Below are 17,875 nucleotides of genomic sequence, written 5' to 3'. Positions count from 1 at the left end.
CGCGTCGCTGCCCCACCTGGAATGTTCATGCGGTTAACTTCGGGCAGGATGAGCCCATGGCAGCGACCTCGGCGGGAAAGACCTACCACCACGGCGACCTGCGCAACGCGCTCATCTGCGCGGCCGTCGACCTCGCCGGAGAAGGCGGCCCCGAGCGGGTCGTCCTGCGGGAGGCGGCCCGCCGGGTCGGCGTCTCGCCCACCGCCGCCTACCGGCACTTCGACGGGCGCGGTGAGCTCCTCCGTACCGTGCGGACCCATGCCCGGCGGGAGCTCGCCGCCTCCATGGAGCGGGCCGCCGCGCGCGAGCCGGGCGCCGACGACCCCGTGCTCGCGGCGGAGCGCCGGGTCACCGCGCTCTGCCGGGCGTACGTCGGCTTCGCCGTGGAGCATCCCGGCCTCTACCGGGCCGCGTTCTGTGTGCCCCGTCCCGCCTCGGCGTGCGAACCCGGGCCCGCCAGGCCGCCCGCCGAGCCCGAGATCCGCGCCTACACCCTGCTCAGGGAGGCACTCGAAGCGCTCACGGCGCTCGGCACCGCGCGTCCCGGCGCCCGCCCCGCCACCGGTGCCGCCGCGTGGTCGGCCGTGCACGGGCTGTCACTCCTCCTGGTCGACGGTCCGCTCCGCCGGCTCTCCGCGCAGGGCAGGAGGGTGGCCGTCGAGGCGACCCTCGCCATGGTGGTCTCCGGAGCGGGGTCCGACTGAGCCCGAACTCTCTTGCGGTGCACGGCAGTTGACGGATCGTGCGAGTGAGGTTCGCGACGCCCGCCACCCCGGAATGGCGAAGGTCGTCGTACAACGTAAGCTGGACCGGTCTGTTTCGCGGCAAGTAGGGCGATACCCCGCGGCCATCGGGCCCCCGGGGTGGCGGCCCTACGGGCGGGGGTCGGCGGCGTGTCCGAAATAGGATGGATTGGATCGGCAGTGTAGAACGGGAGACGTGACGGCCATGACGCAGATTCTCCAGCTCCACGAGGGTGTCGCCGTCCCTCCGTCGGGAAGCGCCCAGTGACGGAGACCCGGCAGGCGCGCACCGACGCCTCCTCGCGCGCCACACTCGGCAAGGCCGCGGACGAGAACTTCCCCGTGGCCCCCTTCTTCCTGCCCCGCGCCTGGCGGGACGACCTGATGGCCGTCTACGGCTACGCCCGGCTCGTCGACGACATCGGCGACGGCGACCTCGCCCCCGGCGGCGCCGACGCCCGGCACCTCGGCGTCGGCCCGGCGGCCGCGGAGGACCGGCTCGTCCTCCTCGACGCCCTGGAGACCGACCTCCACCGGGTCTTCGACTCCACCCCGCACCACCCCCTGCTGCGCGCCCTCCAGCCGACCGTCCGCCGGCGCGGGCTCACCCCCGGGCCCTTCCTCGGCCTGATCGCCGCCAACCGGCAGGACCAGCTGGTCCGCCGCTACGAGACGTACGACGACCTCCTCGCGTACTGCGAGCTCTCCGCCAACCCCGTCGGCCGGCTCGTCCTCGCGATCACCGGCACCGACACCCCCGAGCGGATCCGGCGCTCCGACGAGATCTGCACCGCCCTGCAGATCGTCGAGCACCTCCAGGACGTCGCCGAGGACCTCGCCCGCGACCGGATCTACCTGCCCGCCGAGGACCTCAAGCGCTTCCACGTCACCGAGCGCGACCTCGCCGAGCCCACCGCCGGCGCCTCCGTACGGGCCCTGATCGCCTTCGAGGCCGAGCGGGCCCGCGCCCTCCTGCACGCGGGCCTCCCGCTCGTCGGCAGCGTCCACGGCCGGCTCCGCCTCCTCCTCGCCGGCTTCACCGCCGGGGGGCTCGCGGCGCTCGACGCCGTCGCCGACGCCGGATACGACGTGCTGGCCGGCCCACCGAAGTCCACCAAGCCGAGCCTGATGCGCCAGGCGGGAGCGGTTCTGCTCCGGGCGCGGAGAGAGGGGTGAGCGCGACCGTGGAGGCACAGCACCAGCCGTCCGCACCGGTCCAGGCCGCCTACAGCTACTGCGAGGCGGTCACCGGACAGCAGGCCCGCAACTTCGCCTACGGGATCCGGCTGCTGCCGGCCGAGAAGCGACAGGCGATGTCCGCGCTGTACGCCTTCTCGCGGCGCGTCGACGACATCGGCGACGGCACCCTCGCGACCGAGGACAAGCGGGAGCGGCTCGAAGCCACCCGTGACGTCCTCGACCGCGTCCGCAAGGGCCTGGTCGAGGAGGACGACACCGACCCCGTCGCCGTCGCCCTCGCCGACTCGGCCCGCCGCTTCCCGATCCCGCTCGACGGCCTCGACGAGCTCATCGACGGCGTCCTCATGGACGTGCGCGGCGCCACCTACGAGACCTGGGACGACCTCAAGGTCTACTGCCGCTGCGTCGCCGGCGCGATCGGCCGTCTCTCCCTCGGCGTCTTCGGCACCCAGCCCGGCGCCCAGGGCGCCGACCGCGCGCCCGAGTACGCCGACACCCTGGGCCTCGCGCTCCAACTCACCAACATCCTCAGGGACGTACGCGAGGACGCCGGGAACGGGCGCACCTATCTGCCCGCCGACGACCTCGCCAAGTTCGGCTGCTCGGACGGCTTCGGCAGCGACACCCCGCCCCCCGGCGCCGACTTCGCCGGGCTCGTCCACTTCGAAGTGCGCCGCGCCCGCGCCCTGTTCGCCGAGGGCTACCGGCTCCTGCCCATGCTCGACCGGCGCAGCGGCGCCTGCGTCGCCGCCATGGCCGGCATCTACCGGCGCCTCCTCGACCGGATCGAGCGCGACCCCGAGGCCGTGCTGCGCGGACGTGTCTCCCTGCCGGGCCGCGAGAAGGCGTACGTCGCGGTGCGCGGGCTCTCCGGCCTCGACACCCGCAACATCGCCCGGCGCACCGTCAGGAGGCGTCCCTGATGCGCCCGTGCGCCCCCGCCCGCCGGGCAACCCCGGGCGCCGCCCCGGCGTCCCTGCCCGAGACGCCCCGGAATCCGACCGCGACGACCCGAAAGGAGGCCTGGTGAACCACGAAGGAACCGAGCGGAACGCCCGGCAGCCCCGCGCCGTCGTCGTCGGCGGTGGGCTCGCCGGGATCACCGCCGCGCTCCAGCTCTCCGAGAGCGGCGTCCACGTCACCCTGCTCGAAGGCCGGCCCCGGCTCGGCGGCCTCGCCTTCTCCTTCCGCCGGGGCGATCTGACCGTCGACAACGGCCAGCACGTCTACCTGCGCTGCTGCACCGCCTACCGCTGGTTCCTCGACCGGGTCGACGGCGCCCGGCTCGCCCCCCTCCAGGACCGCCTCGACGTCCCCGTCCTCGACGTCGCGCACCCCCGCGGCCCCCGGCTCGGCCGGATCCGCCGCGACAGCCTGCCCGTGCCGCTGCACCTCGCGCGCAGCCTCGCCACGTACCCGCACCTCTCCCTCGCCGAGCGCGCCTCGGTCGGCCGGGCCGCGCTCGCCCTGAAGAAGCTCGACCCCGCCGACCCGGCGCTCGACGGCATCGACTTCGCCACCTGGCTCGGCCGGCACGGACAGTCCCCGCGGACCGTCGAGGCCCTCTGGGACCTCGTCGGCATCCCCACCCTCAACGCCCCCGCCCCGCAGGCCTCCATGGGGCTCGCCGCCATGGTCTTCAAGACCGGACTCCTCTCCGAGCCCGGCGCCGCCGACATCGGCTGGGCCCACGTCCCGCTCGGCGAACTCCACGACACCCGGGCCGCGAAGGAGCTCGACGCCCTCGGCGTCCGCACCTTGCTGCGCGCCAAGGCCGAGCGGATCTCCCGGACCGACGACGGGCGTTGGGCCGTCGACGTGCCGGGGGAGCGGATCGAGGCCGACGCGGTCGTCCTCGCCGTCCCGCAGCACGAGACCCACGGTCTGCTGCCCGAAGGCGCCCTCGACGACCCCGACCGGCTCCTCGACATCGACACCGCGCCCATCCTCAACCTGCACGTCGTCTACGACCGCAAGGTGCTGAAGCGGCCCTTCTTCACCGCGCTCGGCTCGCCGGTGCAGTGGGTCTTCGACCGCACGGACTCCTCCGGACTCGCCGGCGGAGGCCAGTACCTCGCCGTCTCCCAGTCCGCCGCCCAGGACGAGATCGACGAGCCCGTCGCCGCCCTGCGCGCGAAGTACCTCCCCGAGCTGGAACGGCTCCTGCCCGCCGCCCGCGGCGCCGGGATCCGCGACTTCTTCGTCACCAGGGAGCGGACGGCCACGTTCGCCCCCACCCCGGGCGTCGGCCGGCTCCGGCCCGGCGCCCGCACCAGGGCCCCGGGGCTGTATCTGGCCGGGGCCTGGACCGCCACCGGCTGGCCCGCGACCATGGAGGGTGCCGTCCGCAGTGGTTTCAGCGCCGCGGGCGCCGCGCTCTCCGCCCTCGGCCGCCGCCATGACCATCCGCTGCAGGAGGCGGTATGAGTGTGAGTACCGGAACAAGAGGAGAGACCGTGCCGACAGTGCCGCCGGGACATCCGGCCGTCGACACCGCGGACGTGTCCGCACTGCTGGAGCGGGGGCGGACCCTGTCCACCCCCGTACTGCGGGCGGCCGTCGACCGCCTCGCGCCGCCCATGGACACCGTGGCCGCCTACCACTTCGGCTGGATCGACGCGCAGGGCAACCCCGCCGACGGCGACGGCGGCAAGGCCGTCCGCCCGGCGCTCGCCCTGCTGTCGGCCGAGGCCGCGGGCGCCGCGCCCGAGGTCGGGATCCCCGGCGCCGTCGCCGTGGAGCTCGTGCACAACTTCTCGCTGCTCCACGACGACCTGATGGACGGTGACGAGCAGCGCCGCCACCGCGACACGGTGTGGAAGGTCCACGGCCCCGCGCAGGCGATCCTCGTCGGCGACGCCCTCTTCGCCCTCGCCAACGAGATCCTGCTCGAACTCGGCACCGTCGAGGCCGGCCGCGCCACCCGCCGGCTGACCACCGCCAGCCGCAAGCTCATCGACGGCCAGGCCCAGGACATCTCGTACGAGCACCGCGAGCGGGTCACCGTCGAGGAGTGCCTGGAGATGGAGGGCAACAAGACGGGCGCCCTGCTCGCCTGCGCCGTCTCCATCGGTGCGGTCCTCGGCGGGGCCGACGACCGCACCGCCGACAAGCTGGAGGAGTACGGCTACCACCTGGGCCTCGCCTTCCAGGCCGTCGACGACCTGCTCGGCATCTGGGGCGACCCGGAGGCCACCGGCAAGCAGACCTGGAGCGATCTGCGCCAGCGCAAGAAGTCCCTCCCGGTCGTCGCCGCCCTCGCCGCGGGCGGCCCGGCCTCCGAGCGGCTCGGCGAACTGCTCGCCGCGGACGCCAAGTCCAACGACTTCGACACCTTCTCCGAGGAGGAGTTCGCCACCCGCGCGGCCCTCATCGAGGAGGCCGGAGGACGCGAGTGGACCTCCCAGGAGGCCCGCCGCCAGCACGCGATCGCGATCGAGGCCCTGAACGAGGTGGACATGCCCGCCCGCGTGCGGGACCAGCTCGTCGCCCTGGCCGACTTCGTGGTCGTACGGAAGAGATGATCACCATCACCCTGATATGAGTTCGCGGTCGCCGGCCGGTGCCTTCCGGCGCCGGCCGACGGCAGACCCGTAGAAGCAGAAGAAACCGACTGCGCAAAGGGGAAGCCATGACAGCGACGACCGACGGAAGCGCCGGGGCCGTGGGCCCCCGGGCAGCCGCGGCCAGCACGACGAACGACACCACCGCGCCGGAGGGGCTCGACGCGAGCGCCGCGCGGGCCACCGCACGGGCGGTCGAGCACCTGCTCGCCCGGCAGGACCCGGCGGGCTGGTGGAAGGGCGACCTGGAGACCAACGTCACCATGGACGCCGAGGACCTTCTGCTCCGCCAGTTCCTGGGCATCCTCGACGCCGGCACCACCCGCGCCGCAGCCCTCCACATCCGCCGCGAGCAGCGCGAGGACGGCGCCTGGGCCACCTTCTACGGCGGGCCCGGCGAGCTCTCCGCCACCGTCGAGGCCTATGTGGCGCTGCGGCTCGCCGGAGACCCGCCCGAGGCCCCGCACATGGCCCGCGCCTCCGCGTGGGTCCGCGCCCGGGGCGGGATCGCCGGCGCCCGGGTCTTCACCCGGATCTGGCTGGCCCTCTTCGGCTGGTGGCGCTGGGAGGACCTGCCCGAGCTGCCGCCGGAGCTGCTCTTCCTGCCGAAGTGGTTCCCGCTCAACATCTACGACTTCGGCTGCTGGGCCCGGCAGACGATCGTGCCGCTCACCGTCGTCTCCGCGAAGCGCCCGGTCCGGCCCGCGCCCTTCCCGCTGGACGAACTGCACACCGACCCGGCGCGGCCGAACCCGCCCCGGCCGCTCGCCCCGGCCACCGGCTGGGACGGGATCTTCCAGCGGCTCGACAGGGCGCTGCACGTCTACCACCGCTTCGCCCCGCGCGGGGTCCGCGGCACCGCCATGAACGTCGCCGCCCGGTGGATCGTCGAGCGCCAGGAGAACGACGGCTGCTGGGGCGGCATCCAGCCGCCCGCCGTCTACTCGGTCATCGCCCTCCACCTCCTCGGGTACGACCTGGAGCATCCCGTCATGCGGGCCGGCCTGGAGTCGCTCGACCGGTTCGCGGTCTGGCGCGAGGACGGCTCGCGGATGATCGAGGCCTGCCAGTCGCCCGTCTGGGACACCTGCCTCGCCACCATCGCGCTCGCCGACGCCGGGCTGAGCCCCGACCACCCGGCGCTCGTGAAGGCCGTGGACTGGATGCTCGACGAGGAGATCACCCGGACCGGGGACTGGGCGGTGCGGAGGCCCGGACTCCCGCCGGGCGGCTGGGCGTTCGAGTTCCACAACGACAACTATCCCGACATCGACGACACCGCCGAGGTGCTGCTCGCCCTGCGGCGGGTCCGGCACCCCGACCCCGCCCGGGTGGAGGCGGCCGTCGCCCGGGGCGCCCGCTGGACCCTCGGCATGCAGTCGAAGAACGGCGCCTGGGGAGCCTTCGACGCCGACAACACCAGCGTCTTCCCCAACAAGCTGCCGTTCTGCGACTTCGGCGAGGTCATCGACCCGCCCTCCGCAGACGTCACCGCCCACGTGGTGGAGATGCTCGCGTACGAGGGGAGGGCCCAGGACCCGCGCGCCCGCCGCGGCATCGAGTGGCTGCTCGCCGAACAGGAGCCCAACGGCGCCTGGTTCGGCCGCTGGGGCGTCAACCACGTCTACGGCACGGGCTCGGTGGTCCCGGCGCTCGCCGCCGCCGGGCTGCCCGGCTCCCACCCCGCGATCCGCCGGGCCGTCGGCTGGCTGGGATCCGTCCAGAACGACGACGGCGGCTGGGGCGAGGACCTCCGCTCGTACAAGGAGGAGGAGTGGGTCGGGCGCGGGCCGTCCACCGCCTCACAGACCGCCTGGGCCCTGATCGCCCTCCTCGCCGCGGGCGACCGCGACTCCGAGCCGGTCCGGCGCGGTGTCGCCTGGCTGACCGCGGCCCAGCGGGAGGACGGCTCCTGGGACGAGCCCCATTTCACCGGCACCGGCTTCCCCTGGGACTTCTCCATCAACTACCACCTCTACCGGCAGGTGTTCCCGCTCACGGCGCTCGGGCGCTATGTGTACGGGGAGCCCGCGCCGCGCAAGGAGGGCTGATGGGCCGCGAGCCCGGTCCGGGCGCCGGTCCGCCGCTGCTGATCGCCTGCGCGCTCGGCATCGAGCACTTCGCCCTGCGCAGCGGGGACCGGGGCGGCGCACCGGGCCCGGTCACCGTGCTGCGCACCGGCATGGGACCCGAACGGGCCCACCGGGCCGTGTCCCGGACGCTCGGCGAGGAGCGCTGGCGGGACGCGGCGGTGATCGCCTCCGGCTTCTGCGCGGGCCTCGCCCCGGGCATGCACCCGGGGGACCTGATCGTCGCCGAGGAGACCCGCGCCCCCGACGGCACGACCCTCTGCACCGGGACCGACCTCCTGGTGAAGGCCCTGGTCAAGGCGGTGCCCGGGCATGCCGTCCACACCGGGCCGCTGATCGGCTCCGACCACGTGGTGCGCGGCCCCGAGCGGGCCGCGCTGCGGGCCGGCGGCGCGATCGCCGTCGACATGGAGTCCGCCGCCACGCTCCGCACCGCCCGGGCCGCCGGAGGGCTCGGGGACGGGCCGGACGCCCGCCCGGTTGCGGCCGTCCGGGTGGTCGTGGACGCTCCGGAACATGAACTGGTCCGGATCGGCACGGTGCGCGGGGGAATATCAGCCTTCCGTGTCCTTCGTGCCGTCCTTCCCGCATTCTTCGAATGGCACCGTTCTTTGCTGCTCCCCAGGAGGTGAACGAGTTATGGCCATGCCGCTCCGTCAGTCCATCCGGGTCGGGACCTACCTCTTCGAACAGAAGCTCCGCAAGCGAGACAAGTTCCCGCTGATCGTCGAGCTGGAGCCGCTCTACGCCTGCAACCTGAAGTGCGAGGGCTGCGGAAAGATCCAGCACCCGGCGGGTGTCCTCAAGCAGCGCATGCCGGTCGCCCAGGCGGTCGGCGCGGTCCTGGAGTCCGGCGCCCCCATGGTCTCCATCGCGGGCGGCGAGCCCCTGATGCATCCTCAGATCGACGAGATCGTCCGCCAGTTGGTGGCCCGGCGGAAGTACGTCTTCCTCTGCACCAACGCCATGCTGCTGCGCAAGAAGCTGGAGAAGTTCACCCCCTCCCCGTACTTCGCCTTCGCCGTCCACATCGACGGCCTGCGCGAGCGGCACGACGAGTCCGTCGCCAAGGAGGGCGTGTTCGACGAGGCGGTGGCGGCCATCAAGGAGGCCAAGCGGCGCGGCTTCCGGGTCACCACCAATTCGACCTTCTTCAACACCGACACCCCGCAGACCATCATCGAGGTGCTCAATTTCCTCAACGACGACCTCCAGGTCGACGAAATGATGATCTCGCCCGCCTACGCCTACGAGAAGGCCCCCGACCAGGAGCACTTCCTCGGCGTCGAGCAGACCCGGGAACTCTTCAAGAAGGCGTTCGCCGGCGGGAACCGCCGCCGCTGGCGGCTCAACCACTCGCCGCTCTTCCTGGACTTCCTGGAAGGAAAGGCGGACTTCCCCTGCACCGCCTGGGCCATTCCCAACTACTCCCTCTTCGGCTGGCAGCGACCCTGCTATCTGATGAGCGACGGATACGTCCCCACGTACCGCGAACTCGTCGAGGACACCGACTGGGACAAGTACGGCCGCGGCAAGGACCCCCGCTGCGCCAACTGCATGGCGCACTGCGGCTACGAGCCCACCGCCGTCCTCGCCACCATGGGTTCCCTCAAGGAGTCCCTGCGCGCGATCCGGGAGACGGTCTCCGGGAACAGCACGTCATGACCGGTGGGTTCGACCTGCGGGCGCTGCTCTCCGAGCGCGGCGCGGAGCGGTACGAGCTGCACGCCCGGTACCTCAACCACCAGCTGCCGCGCATGCTGCACACCATCGGCTTCGACAAGGTCTACGAGCGGGCCGAGGGCGCCCACTTCTGGGACGCCGACGGCGTCGACCACCTCGACATGCTCGCCGGCTTCGGCGTGATGGGCCTCGGACGGCACCACCCCGTCGTCCGCCAGGCCCTCCACGACGTGCTGGACGCCCAGCTCGCCGACCTCACCCGCTTCGACTGCCAGCCGCTGCCGGGGCTGCTCGCCGAGAAGCTGCTCAGCCACAGCCCGCACCTCGACCGGGTCTTCTTCGGCAACAGCGGCACCGAGGCCGTGGAGACCGCCCTCAAGTTCGCCCGGTACGCCACCGGGCGGCCGAGGGTCCTCTACTGTGCCCACGCCTTCCACGGGCTCACCACCGGCTCCCTCTCCGTCAACGGCGAGCAGGGCTTCCGGGAGGGTTTCGAGCCGCTCCTGCCGGACACGGAGATCGCCCTGGGCGACCTCGACGCCCTGGAGCGGGAGCTGCGCAAGGGGGACGTGGCCGCCTTCGTGGTCGAGCCCATCCAGGGCAAGGGCGTCCACGAGGCGCCGCCGGGCTTCCTCCGGGGCGCCCAGGAGCTGCTGCACCGGCACGGCGCGCTGCTCGTCGCGGACGAGGTGCAGACGGGGCTCGGCAGGACGGGAGACTTCTACGCCTACCAGCACGAGGAGGGCGTCGAGCCGGATCTGGTCTGCGTCGCCAAGGCGCTCTCCGGCGGCTACGTGCCGGTCGGGGCGACCCTCGGCAAGGACTGGATCTTCAAGAAGGTCTACTCCTCGATGGACCGGGTCCTGGTGCACTCGGCGAGCTTCGGATCGAACGCGCAGGCCATGGCCGCCGGGCTCGCCGTCCTCTCGGTCATGGAGGACGAGGGCACCGTCGCCCACGCCCGGCGGATCGGCGACCTGCTCTCGGGCCGTCTGAGGGAGCTCGTGCCGCGGTACGAGCTGCTGCACGAGATCCGCGGGCGCGGTCTGATGATCGGGATCGAGTTCGGGAGGCCGTCCTCGCTCGGGCTGCGCGGGCGCTGGACGATGCTCCAGGCGGCCCGCAAGGGTCTCTTCGCCCAGATGGTCGTCGTCCCGCTGCTCCAGCGGCACCGGATCCTCACCCAGGTCTCCGGGGACCACCTGGAGGTGATCAAGCTGATCCCGCCGCTGGTCATCGACGAGGCGGACGTGGACCGCTTCGTCACGGCCTTCACCGCGGTCATGGACGACGCCCACGGCGGCGGCGGGCTGATGTGGGACTTCGGGAAGACGCTGGTCAAGCAGGCGGTCGCGCAGCGCTGACCGGATCTCGACACCGATTCCCGACAAGGGTTTGCCTCTGAGGCAATAAACTTGCCTCAGAGGCACGATCCTGGCGGAATGGACGCATGGACCACGTCCCCGGGGAGACCTCCCCGGACCCCGCCACCCCCGGCGTCCTGCCCGACGTCGCCCCGCAGCTGCGGGCCCTGCGCCGCCGCCGGGGACTCACCCTGGAGGCCGCCGCCCAGCGGGCCGGTCTCTCGCCGGCCCACCTCTCGCGCCTGGAGACGGGGAACCGGCAGCCCTCGCTGCCGATGCTGCTGGCCCTGTCCCGTATCTACGGTACGACGGTCTCCGAGCTCCTGGGCGAGGCGCCCCCCGAGCGCGACCCCGTCGTCCGGGCCGGCCGCTCCGAACCCGTCGAGGCCGACGGCTGGATCTACCGCCAGGCGGGCGGCGCCGGGCGCGCCCTCCAGTGCCTGCGGGTGCACGTGCCGTACGCCACCCGGGCCGACATCGTGCGCGTCCACCCCGGCGAGGAGTGGATCCACGTCCTGGAGGGACGGGTGCGGCTCGCCCTCGGCGAGGCCGTCCACGTCCTCGATCCCGGGGACAGCGCGCACTTCGACTCGCTGACCCCGCACCGGATCGGCGCCGCCACACCCGGCGGGGCCGAGCTGCTCTTCGTCCACACCCTGATGCAGAGCCCCGCCGCCGAGCTGTGCCTCGGTGACGGGACCCCGCACCGGCGCTGACCCATCAGAAAGGAACGAGATGTCCGAGAAGTCCGTACCGGTCACCGGCGAGGAGCGCGGTGAGGGCAAGTTCCCCAAGGGGCTCGTGCTCCGACTGTTCGCCTACCTGATCGCAGGCCACCTCTTCGCCGGCTTCCTGTACCTGCTCTTCATGCTGGGCGGGCAGAACCAGTAGCCGGGGCTACGCCTCCGTGAGCAGGCGCTCCCGCAGCCGCTCGCGGGTCTCCGGGGTCAGCTTGAGGCCCTCGGCGAGGTAGGTGTCCACCGAGCCCCAGGTCGCCTCGATCGTCTCGAAGGCGGCCCGCAGATACTCCACCCGCGCGTCGAACAGCGGGCTCAGCAGCTCCATCACCTCGGGCGACATCGCGTCCGGGGAGGTGGAGCTGCGGCGCACCTTGTAGCGGCGGTGCGGGTCGTTCGACTTCACGTAGTCCGCCTCGATCGCCTCCCGCTCGACCCCGACCGCGAGCAGGGTGATCGCGATGGCGAGCCCGGCCCGGTCCTTCCCGGCCGCGCAGTGCATGAGGGCCGGGACGCTCTCCTCCGCCATGGAGTGGAGGATCCGGCTGTGTTCCGAGGTCCGCTCGACGATCATCTTCCGGTACGAATCGGACATCCGGGCGGCCGCCTTGCCGTCGCCGAGGATCTCCCGCAGCTGCGCGATCTCGCCGTCGCGCACCAGCTTCCAGAACTCCTTGCCGTCGGCCGGGTCGTTGAGGGGTATGTTCACGTTCCGCACGCCGGGCAGGTCGACGTCCGCGCCCTCGACCTTCCGGTCCGACTCGTTGCGGAAGTCGAAGACGGTGTGCAGGCCGAGCGAGGCCAGGAAGGCGGCGTCGTCCGCCGTCGCGTGGGCCAGGTGGCCGCTGCGGAAGAGCCGGCCGGGGCGGACCGCGCGCCCGTCCGTCGTCGGCAGGCCGCCCACGTCCCGGAAGTTGCGGACCTCCGTCAGCTCGGGCTCGTCGACCTCGGTGGGCGGGACCTGCGGCAGCTGCTGCGTCACGGCTGCTCCTGTTCTGTAGATCGGTTCCTGGGGCAATCATCTCGGGTGCGGGCCGCGGCACGCACCCCCTCGGACGGGAATGGGCGATCTGTCCGTATTGAGGTGTTAGGCATAACCCGCCCCGGTTGCAGGGGAGATGGGGATCGGCGCGTGAGCAGCGTCATAACCGTGACGGACCGTGCCTGATCGTCTTTTCCAAATACCCCCCGGGAAAAGGAGATCGAGGGACCGTCATCCACGGAGGGTGACCGGAATTCCGGCCGGATATCACGGAATACCGGAGCACTTGAAAACCGTGGCTTGTTCGCGCCGACCCCACTCGTCTAGCGTCTCGCTCACTCCGGACGGACCGCCGAATCCTGCCACCGACCGGAATCCGCACTCACCCGTAGAAGGCAGGAGCGGGGGACCCAGGTAAGTCGCCGATCCCTCGAAGAAGGACGGCTCGGGGTGAAGCCGCGTGAGAACGCGGCCGGACATCTCCAGTCCGAACCCGACAGCTCACCTCGCAGGCGCCGGAGAGGAATTCGCCATGCCCGCGAAGGGTAAGCACCGCCGCACCAAGTCCAACCGCCTCACCCGCGGCATCGCCGCCGCCGGTACCGGCGGGGCCGTCGTCGCCCTCCCGCTCCTCGGAGCCACCGGCGCCCACGCCGCCGAGCAGGCCGTCCCGGCCGCCGCTCCCGCCCAGGCCGTCGCCCAGGTCAGGGCCGCCGCCGTCGAGGCCGCGCCCACCACCGCGAAGGCCGCGCCGAAGACGTACTCCGTCGTCCGCGGCGACTACCTGTCGAAGATCGCCGCCGAGCACCACCTCGCGGGCGGCTGGCAGAAGCTCTACAAGGACAACCGCCAGGTCGTCGGCGAGAACCCCTCGCTCATCCTGCCCGGCATGAAGCTCACCCTCGGTGCGAAGAGCACCGCCAAGGCCGCCGCGCCGAAGGCGACCACGCACAAGAGCACGCAGAGCTCCGGCAAGAACGGCGACACCACGCGCGCCTCCCGCGGCGGCGAGCGCCCCGCGGCCCCGGCCGCCGCCGAGACGACCTCCACCTCGTCGTCCGCCTCCGCGCCGTCCTCGTCGGCCGGCACGACCTCCTCCTCCGGCTGGTTCGCCCCCGTCAGCGGCGGCATGTCCACCCCGTACCGCGCCGCGGGCTCCATGTGGTCCTCCGGCTACCACACCGGTGTCGACTTCATGGCCTCCACCGGCACCACCGTCGTCGCGGTCGGCCCCGGCACCGTCTACTCCGCCGGCGACGGCGGCGCGTACGGCAACCAGGTCGTCATCCAGCACGCCGACGGCACCTTCTCGCAGTACGCCCACCTGTCCTCGATCTCCGTCTCCGCCGGCGAGACCGTCACCGGCGGCCAGCAGATCGGCCTCTCCGGTGCGACCGGCAACGTCACCGGCCCGCACCTGCACTTCGAGATGCGCACCGGGCCGGAGTACGGCTCCGACATCGACCCGCTGGCCGCTCTGCGCCAGCACGGCGTGAGCATCTGACGTCACGTCAGCGCGCCTGCCCTCCGGAGGCCCGGCACGTAGGTGCCGGGCCTCCGGTGTATTCCGGCTTGGCGGAATCTTTATCGGTGGCATATGTCACCCCGCGTCAACCCCTCCTTACGGTCGCGTAGGTCACATCCGAAAGGGAAGGATGTGCTCCCGTGGCAGACGATTCGAGATCAACAGACAACAACGCATTCGGGTCGTACGCGGCGATCGGTGACAGCTTCACCGAGGGCGTCGGAGACCCCGGGCCCGACGGGACGTTCGTCGGCTGGGCGGACCGCTTCGCGGTCCTGCTCGCCGACCAGCTGCCGGAGCACGACGCCTTCCGCTACGCCAACCTGGCCGTACGCGGGCGCCTTCTCGACCAGATCGTGGCGGAACAGGTCCCCCGGGCGAAGGAGCTCGCCCCCGACCTGGTGACCTTCTGCGCGGGCGGCAACGACATCATCCGCCCCGGAACGGACCCGGACGAGGTGGCCGAGCGCTTCGAGCGCGCCGTCGCCGAACTGACCTCCGCCGTCGGTACCGTGATGGTGACCACCGGCTTCGACACCCGCGGCGTGACCCTCCTCAAGCACCTGCGCGGCAAGATCGCCACCTACAACGGTCACGTCCGGGCCATCGCCGACCGCTACGACTGCCCGGTCCTCGACCTGTGGTCGCTGAAGTCCGTCCAGGACCGCCGCGCCTGGGACGACGACCGGCTGCACCTCTCGCCCGAGGGGCACACCCGCGTCGCCCTGCGCGCCGCCCAGGTCCTCGGCCTGCCGGTGCCCGCCGACCCGGACCAGCCCTGGCCGCCGGTCCCGCCGCGCGGCACGCTGGAGGTGCGCCGCGACGACATCCACTGGGCCAGGGAGTACCTGGTGCCGTGGATCGGGCGCCGGCTGCGCGGCGAGAGCTCGGGCGACCACGTCGAGGCCAAGCGCCCCGACCTCATGCCCCTGTAGGGCCTGCCGGGCGGATCAGGGTCGGACGGGCCCTGGCCGGCGGCGCGGCGGGGATCCGCTCCAGGACCCCGCCCGCGAACACGTCGTACAGCGGCAGCGTCTCCAGGTGGACGTAGCCGATGTGGCAGTCGCACACGGCGAGGGGGCAGGCGCGGGGATGCAGGGCGGCGCGGTACGAGCCGTCGTACAGGTTCCCCAGCTCGGCCTTGACGAAATGGCAGCGCCGCACCGTCCCCTCGCCGTCCACCGAGATCACCGACTCGCCGGTGCGGCAGGGCAGCCCCGCCGAGCGGTGCGGATGCCGGCTGTACGGGAACAGCGGGTCGAGCTCCGTCCAGCCCTCCGCCTCCGCGTCGGTGTACGTGTGGCCCTCGGCCGCGTTCACCCAGAGGTAGACGTGCGGCGGCAGCGCGGCCCGCAGCCGGCGGGCGTCCTCCCGGTGCTCGGGAAGACCGACCACGCCGACGCTGTACCGCACGCCCCGCTCCGCGAGCTCCCGGCACTTCCCGAGGAACCGCTCCGGCGGCGTCTGCCCCGGGTGGAACGTGCACCAGAGGGCCACGCTCTCCGGGTCCGCCTCGGCCAGCCACTCCGTCCGGCAGCTCAGATTGGTCTGGATCGCCACCCGCTCCACGTGCGGCAGCCGGGACAGCTCGACCAGTGCCCGCCGGTACCAGGAGCGCACCAGACCCTCGCCCCAGGGGGTGAACAGGATCCGCAGCCGGTCCCCGGTCTGCGCGGCGGCCCAGCCGGTGAAGCGTTCGAGCGCCGCCCGGTCGGCGCGCAGCTGCTCCCGGCTGTCCCGGCGCTTCGCGAAGGGACAGTACGGGCAGTCGAAGTCGCAGGAGGAGAGCGGGCCCCGGTAGAGCAGGGTGAGATCCACGGTCGCCGCCTACTTCGTCTCGTACGCGGCCATCGCCGCCCGCACGGCGGGGGAGAACAGCTCGGGGCCGAGCCCGTCCGAGTGCGCGAGCCCCTCGGGCGACAGCCGCAGCAGGCCCGCCGGGGCGCCCTCGTCCAGCCAGCCGAACGCCTCGAAGCGGCCGAGCTCCCCGGCGAAGTCCGCGAACGGCGAGGATCCGAACCGCTCCTCGTATCCGGCGACCGGCATGCCCTCGGCCTGGAGCAGCGACTGCAGCAGATGCCGGCGACGGGCCTCGTCCCCGTCCACCGCCCGGCCCACCTCGGCGCGGGAGAAGTCCTCCGTCTCCGTGTACGCGTCGATGATCGAGCGGATCTCCCGCATGTCGACGGCGTAGTCGAAGGAGTAGTGCAGCGCCGAGGTGTACGAGCGGGCGCCGCAGCCCAGGCCGATCATGCCGTCCGTCTGGCAGGCGTAGTCGTCCGGGCCGGCGGGACCGGCGTCCGCACGGCGGAACATCCGCATCGACACCTGCTCGTAGCCGTGCGCGAGGAGATGGTCCCGGCCGTACCGGTAGAGACGGAGACGCCGCTCGTCCCACTCCCGGTCGGCGGCCGCCGGGTCCTGGATCCGGCCGAGACCGGTGAGCGGGCGCACGTACAGCGGATAGAGGTACAGCTCCTCGGGACGCCAGGCGAGGGCCGCGTCCAGGGAGACCCGCCAGGACCGCTCGGTCTGCCCGTCGATGCCGTAGATCAGGTCGATGTTGAGCACGGGCACGCCGGTGTCCCGGATCCGGCCGAGCGCCGCCTCGACGTCCGCGCGGTGCTGCGGCCGGACCGCCGCCCGCGCCTCCGCCTCCACGAAGCTCTGCACACCGATGCTGAGCCGGGTCGCGCCCCGGTCCGCGAGGAGCGCGAGCCGGTCGGCGGTCGCGGTCGCCGGTGAGGTCTCCACGGACAGCGGCACCGCCCGCAGGTCCACACCCGTCCGCTTCTCGGCGATGTCGCAGAGCCGCTCCAGCTCGGCGGCCGTGAGGAAGGTCGGCGTGCCGCCGCCGAACGCGGCCGTGGCGAACCGCACCGGCGACGCGTCCCCGAGGGCCTCCCGGACCGCGGCGGCCTGGCGGTCCAGGGCGTCGAGGTAGCGGGTGGTCAGCTCGTCCGGGGCGCCGATCCGGGTGAAGAGATTGCAGAAGCCGCAGCGGACCTCGCAGAACGGTATGTGCGCGTACAGGGAGAGGGCGTCCTTCGGCTCCCCGGCCCAGAGCGCGGCCAGCTCGGGGCGCTCGGGGAGCGAGCGGTACGCCGTCTTGTGCGGGTAGGCATAGACGTAGCTCCGGTACGGGCGGGGGATGTCGGTCACGCCGCCACCTCGCTCTCGGGTCCCGGCAGGACGAACTGCGCGTACGGCACGGTCCACACGACCTCGTGGCCCAGCCGGTGCCCGGTGAAGCCGTCCTCCCCGTAGGCGGTGCCGTGGTCGGAGCAGACGATCGCGAAACAGGGGCGGCGGCCGCTCATCGCGGCGAAGAGGCGCCCGATGTGCCGGTCGACGTACTCCAGGGCCGCCGCGTGGGTCTCCCGGGTGTCGCCGGCCTCGCGGGTAGCACCCGGCAGATGGAACCAGTTGGGCTGGTGCAGCGCGGACACGTTGACGAAGAGGAAGAGACGCTCCTCCCGGGGCATGCCGGCGACCACCTCCTCGGCCCGCGCGACCTGCGACTCGAAGGAGCGGGGGGAGGCGACACCGAAGGAGGGCTCCCAGTGGCTCTCCCGGAACAGGCCGGGGAGCACGGAGCCGAGCGGAGGCTGCTTGTTGAAGAAGCCCACCCCGCCGACGCAGACCGTCCGGTATCCCTCGCCCGCCAGCGCGGACACGAAGTCCGGGGTGTCGTGGACCCAGGTGCCGTCCGCCGTCGACTCGCTGCCCGCGAAACGGGCCGCGAACAGCCGGGGGTGAGGTCCCTGGGCCGCGGGCGTCGGCAGGAAACCGGCGAAGATCGCCTGGTGGGAGGCGTACGTGAAGCTCCCGGGCGCGTGGCGCCGCTCCCAGGCGCCGCCGGGGAGGTGGCGGGCCAGGTTCGGGATGCGGCCCTCGGCGGCGAGCTCGGCCGCCACGTCGTACCGGAGGGTGTCGAGGGTGACCAGGAGCAGGTCGTGGCTGCCGACGATCTCGTTCATGTCGGGCT

At 72.8% G+C, this 17,875-nt stretch carries 17 protein-coding genes and 1 riboswitch; of the genes, 13 read left to right on the top strand and 4 right to left on the bottom strand.

The genetic code is table 11. The features are described from left to right. Positions 1-56: 56 nt before the first annotated feature. The 11 genes from IE237_RS19965 to IE237_RS19915 all read left to right on the top strand — a co-directional run bounded on the left by IE237_RS19965 (position 57) and on the right by IE237_RS19915 (position 11,534). Positions 57-704, top strand: coding sequence for a TetR/AcrR family transcriptional regulator (locus tag IE237_RS19965; protein WP_189803401.1), 648 nt, complete (start codon positions 57-59; stop codon positions 702-704). Between the two features lie 303 nt (positions 705-1,007). Then, entirely contained in the window at positions 1,008-1,919 is a 912-nt protein-coding gene (gene hpnC, locus IE237_RS19960; RefSeq protein WP_189803400.1) for a squalene synthase HpnC, read from the top strand. Further along, positions 1,916-2,866 carry a presqualene diphosphate synthase HpnD gene (gene hpnD / locus IE237_RS19955; RefSeq protein WP_189803399.1) on the top strand — a complete coding sequence of 317 codons (951 nt, stop codon included), beginning with the start codon at positions 1,916-1,918 and terminating at the stop codon, positions 2,864-2,866. Before hpnC ends, hpnD begins: the two co-directional genes overlap by 4 nt. 103 nt (positions 2,867-2,969) lie before the next feature. After that, positions 2,970-4,370, top strand: a complete 1,401-nt coding sequence (gene hpnE / locus IE237_RS19950; protein ID WP_189803398.1) for a hydroxysqualene dehydroxylase HpnE — start codon at positions 2,970-2,972, stop codon at positions 4,368-4,370. After that, positions 4,367-5,467 (top strand): polyprenyl synthetase family protein, encoded by a 1,101-nt coding sequence (locus tag IE237_RS19945; protein WP_189803397.1) that lies wholly within the window; start codon positions 4,367-4,369, stop codon positions 5,465-5,467. The genes hpnE and IE237_RS19945 overlap by 4 nt, the downstream gene beginning before the upstream one ends. A 107-nt stretch (positions 5,468-5,574) precedes the next feature. Further along, positions 5,575-7,557 (top strand): squalene--hopene cyclase, encoded by a 1,983-nt coding sequence (gene shc, locus IE237_RS19940; RefSeq protein ID WP_189803396.1) that lies wholly within the window; start codon positions 5,575-5,577, stop codon positions 7,555-7,557. Next, a complete protein-coding gene (locus IE237_RS19935) occupies positions 7,557-8,228 on the top strand; it encodes a phosphorylase family protein (protein ID WP_189803395.1) in 672 nt (223 codons plus the stop codon). The genes shc and IE237_RS19935 overlap by 1 nt, the downstream gene beginning before the upstream one ends. Before the next feature lie 7 nt (positions 8,229-8,235). Beyond that, a complete protein-coding gene (gene hpnH, locus IE237_RS19930; protein ID WP_189803394.1) occupies positions 8,236-9,261 on the top strand; it encodes an adenosyl-hopene transferase HpnH in 1,026 nt (341 codons plus the stop codon). Continuing rightward, positions 9,258-10,643 (top strand): aspartate aminotransferase family protein, encoded by a 1,386-nt coding sequence (locus tag IE237_RS19925; RefSeq protein WP_189803393.1) that lies wholly within the window; start codon positions 9,258-9,260, stop codon positions 10,641-10,643. Before hpnH ends, IE237_RS19925 begins: the two co-directional genes overlap by 4 nt. An 86-nt stretch (positions 10,644-10,729) precedes the next feature. Then, positions 10,730-11,359 carry a helix-turn-helix domain-containing protein gene (locus IE237_RS19920; protein WP_189803392.1) on the top strand — a complete coding sequence of 210 codons (630 nt, stop codon included), beginning with the start codon at positions 10,730-10,732 and terminating at the stop codon, positions 11,357-11,359. A gap of 19 nt (positions 11,360-11,378) precedes the next feature. Beyond that, the gene (locus tag IE237_RS19915; RefSeq protein WP_189803391.1) at positions 11,379-11,534 is read left to right on the top strand and encodes a DUF6126 family protein; all 156 of its coding nucleotides are present in this window, start codon (positions 11,379-11,381) and stop codon (positions 11,532-11,534) included. A 6-nt stretch (positions 11,535-11,540) separates the two neighbouring features. On the opposite strand, the gene IE237_RS19910 is transcribed toward IE237_RS19915, so the two are convergent. Then, the gene (locus IE237_RS19910; RefSeq protein WP_189803390.1) at positions 11,541-12,362 is read right to left on the bottom strand and encodes a tyrosine-protein phosphatase; all 822 of its coding nucleotides are present in this window, start codon (positions 12,360-12,362) and stop codon (positions 11,541-11,543) included. A 367-nt stretch (positions 12,363-12,729) separates the two neighbouring features. Next, positions 12,730-12,890: riboswitch (cyclic di-AMP (ydaO/yuaA leader) on the top strand. Positions 12,891-12,894: 4 nt separating this feature from the next. On the opposite strand from IE237_RS19910, the gene IE237_RS19905 reads away from it, so the two are divergent. Beyond that, on the top strand, positions 12,895-13,866 hold the full coding sequence (locus IE237_RS19905; protein WP_189803389.1) for a M23 family metallopeptidase: 972 nt from the start codon (positions 12,895-12,897) through the stop codon (positions 13,864-13,866). A 161-nt stretch (positions 13,867-14,027) separates the two neighbouring features. Beyond that, on the top strand, positions 14,028-14,822 hold the full coding sequence (locus IE237_RS19900) for an SGNH/GDSL hydrolase family protein (protein ID WP_189803388.1): 795 nt from the start codon (positions 14,028-14,030) through the stop codon (positions 14,820-14,822). Here IE237_RS19900 and IE237_RS19895 read toward each other — a convergent pair. The 3 genes from IE237_RS19895 to IE237_RS19885 are packed head-to-tail and all read right to left on the bottom strand — an operon-like array spanning position 14,809 to position 17,867. Then, positions 14,809-15,705, bottom strand: a complete 897-nt coding sequence (locus tag IE237_RS19895) for an STM4011 family radical SAM protein (RefSeq protein ID WP_189803387.1) — start codon at positions 15,703-15,705, stop codon at positions 14,809-14,811. The two genes, IE237_RS19900 and IE237_RS19895, sit on opposite strands and share 14 nt — an antisense overlap. 9 nt (positions 15,706-15,714) lie before the next feature. Then, on the bottom strand, positions 15,715-17,049 hold the full coding sequence (locus tag IE237_RS19890; protein ID WP_370468225.1) for an STM4012 family radical SAM protein: 1,335 nt from the start codon (positions 17,047-17,049) through the stop codon (positions 15,715-15,717). Then, the gene (locus tag IE237_RS19885) at positions 17,046-17,867 is read right to left on the bottom strand and encodes an STM4013/SEN3800 family hydrolase (protein WP_189803678.1); all 822 of its coding nucleotides are present in this window, start codon (positions 17,865-17,867) and stop codon (positions 17,046-17,048) included. The genes IE237_RS19890 and IE237_RS19885 overlap by 4 nt, the downstream gene beginning before the upstream one ends. Positions 17,868-17,875: the final 8 nt, after the last annotated feature.

Origin of the sequence: Streptomyces tanashiensis (genome assembly GCF_014648895.1) — a bacterium.
In the GTDB taxonomy this organism is placed as follows: domain Bacteria; phylum Actinomycetota; class Actinomycetes; order Streptomycetales; family Streptomycetaceae; genus Streptomyces; species Streptomyces tanashiensis.
The sequence above is the reverse complement of the archived record's forward strand: the minus strand, read 5'-3'. Positions and strand labels throughout refer to the sequence as shown.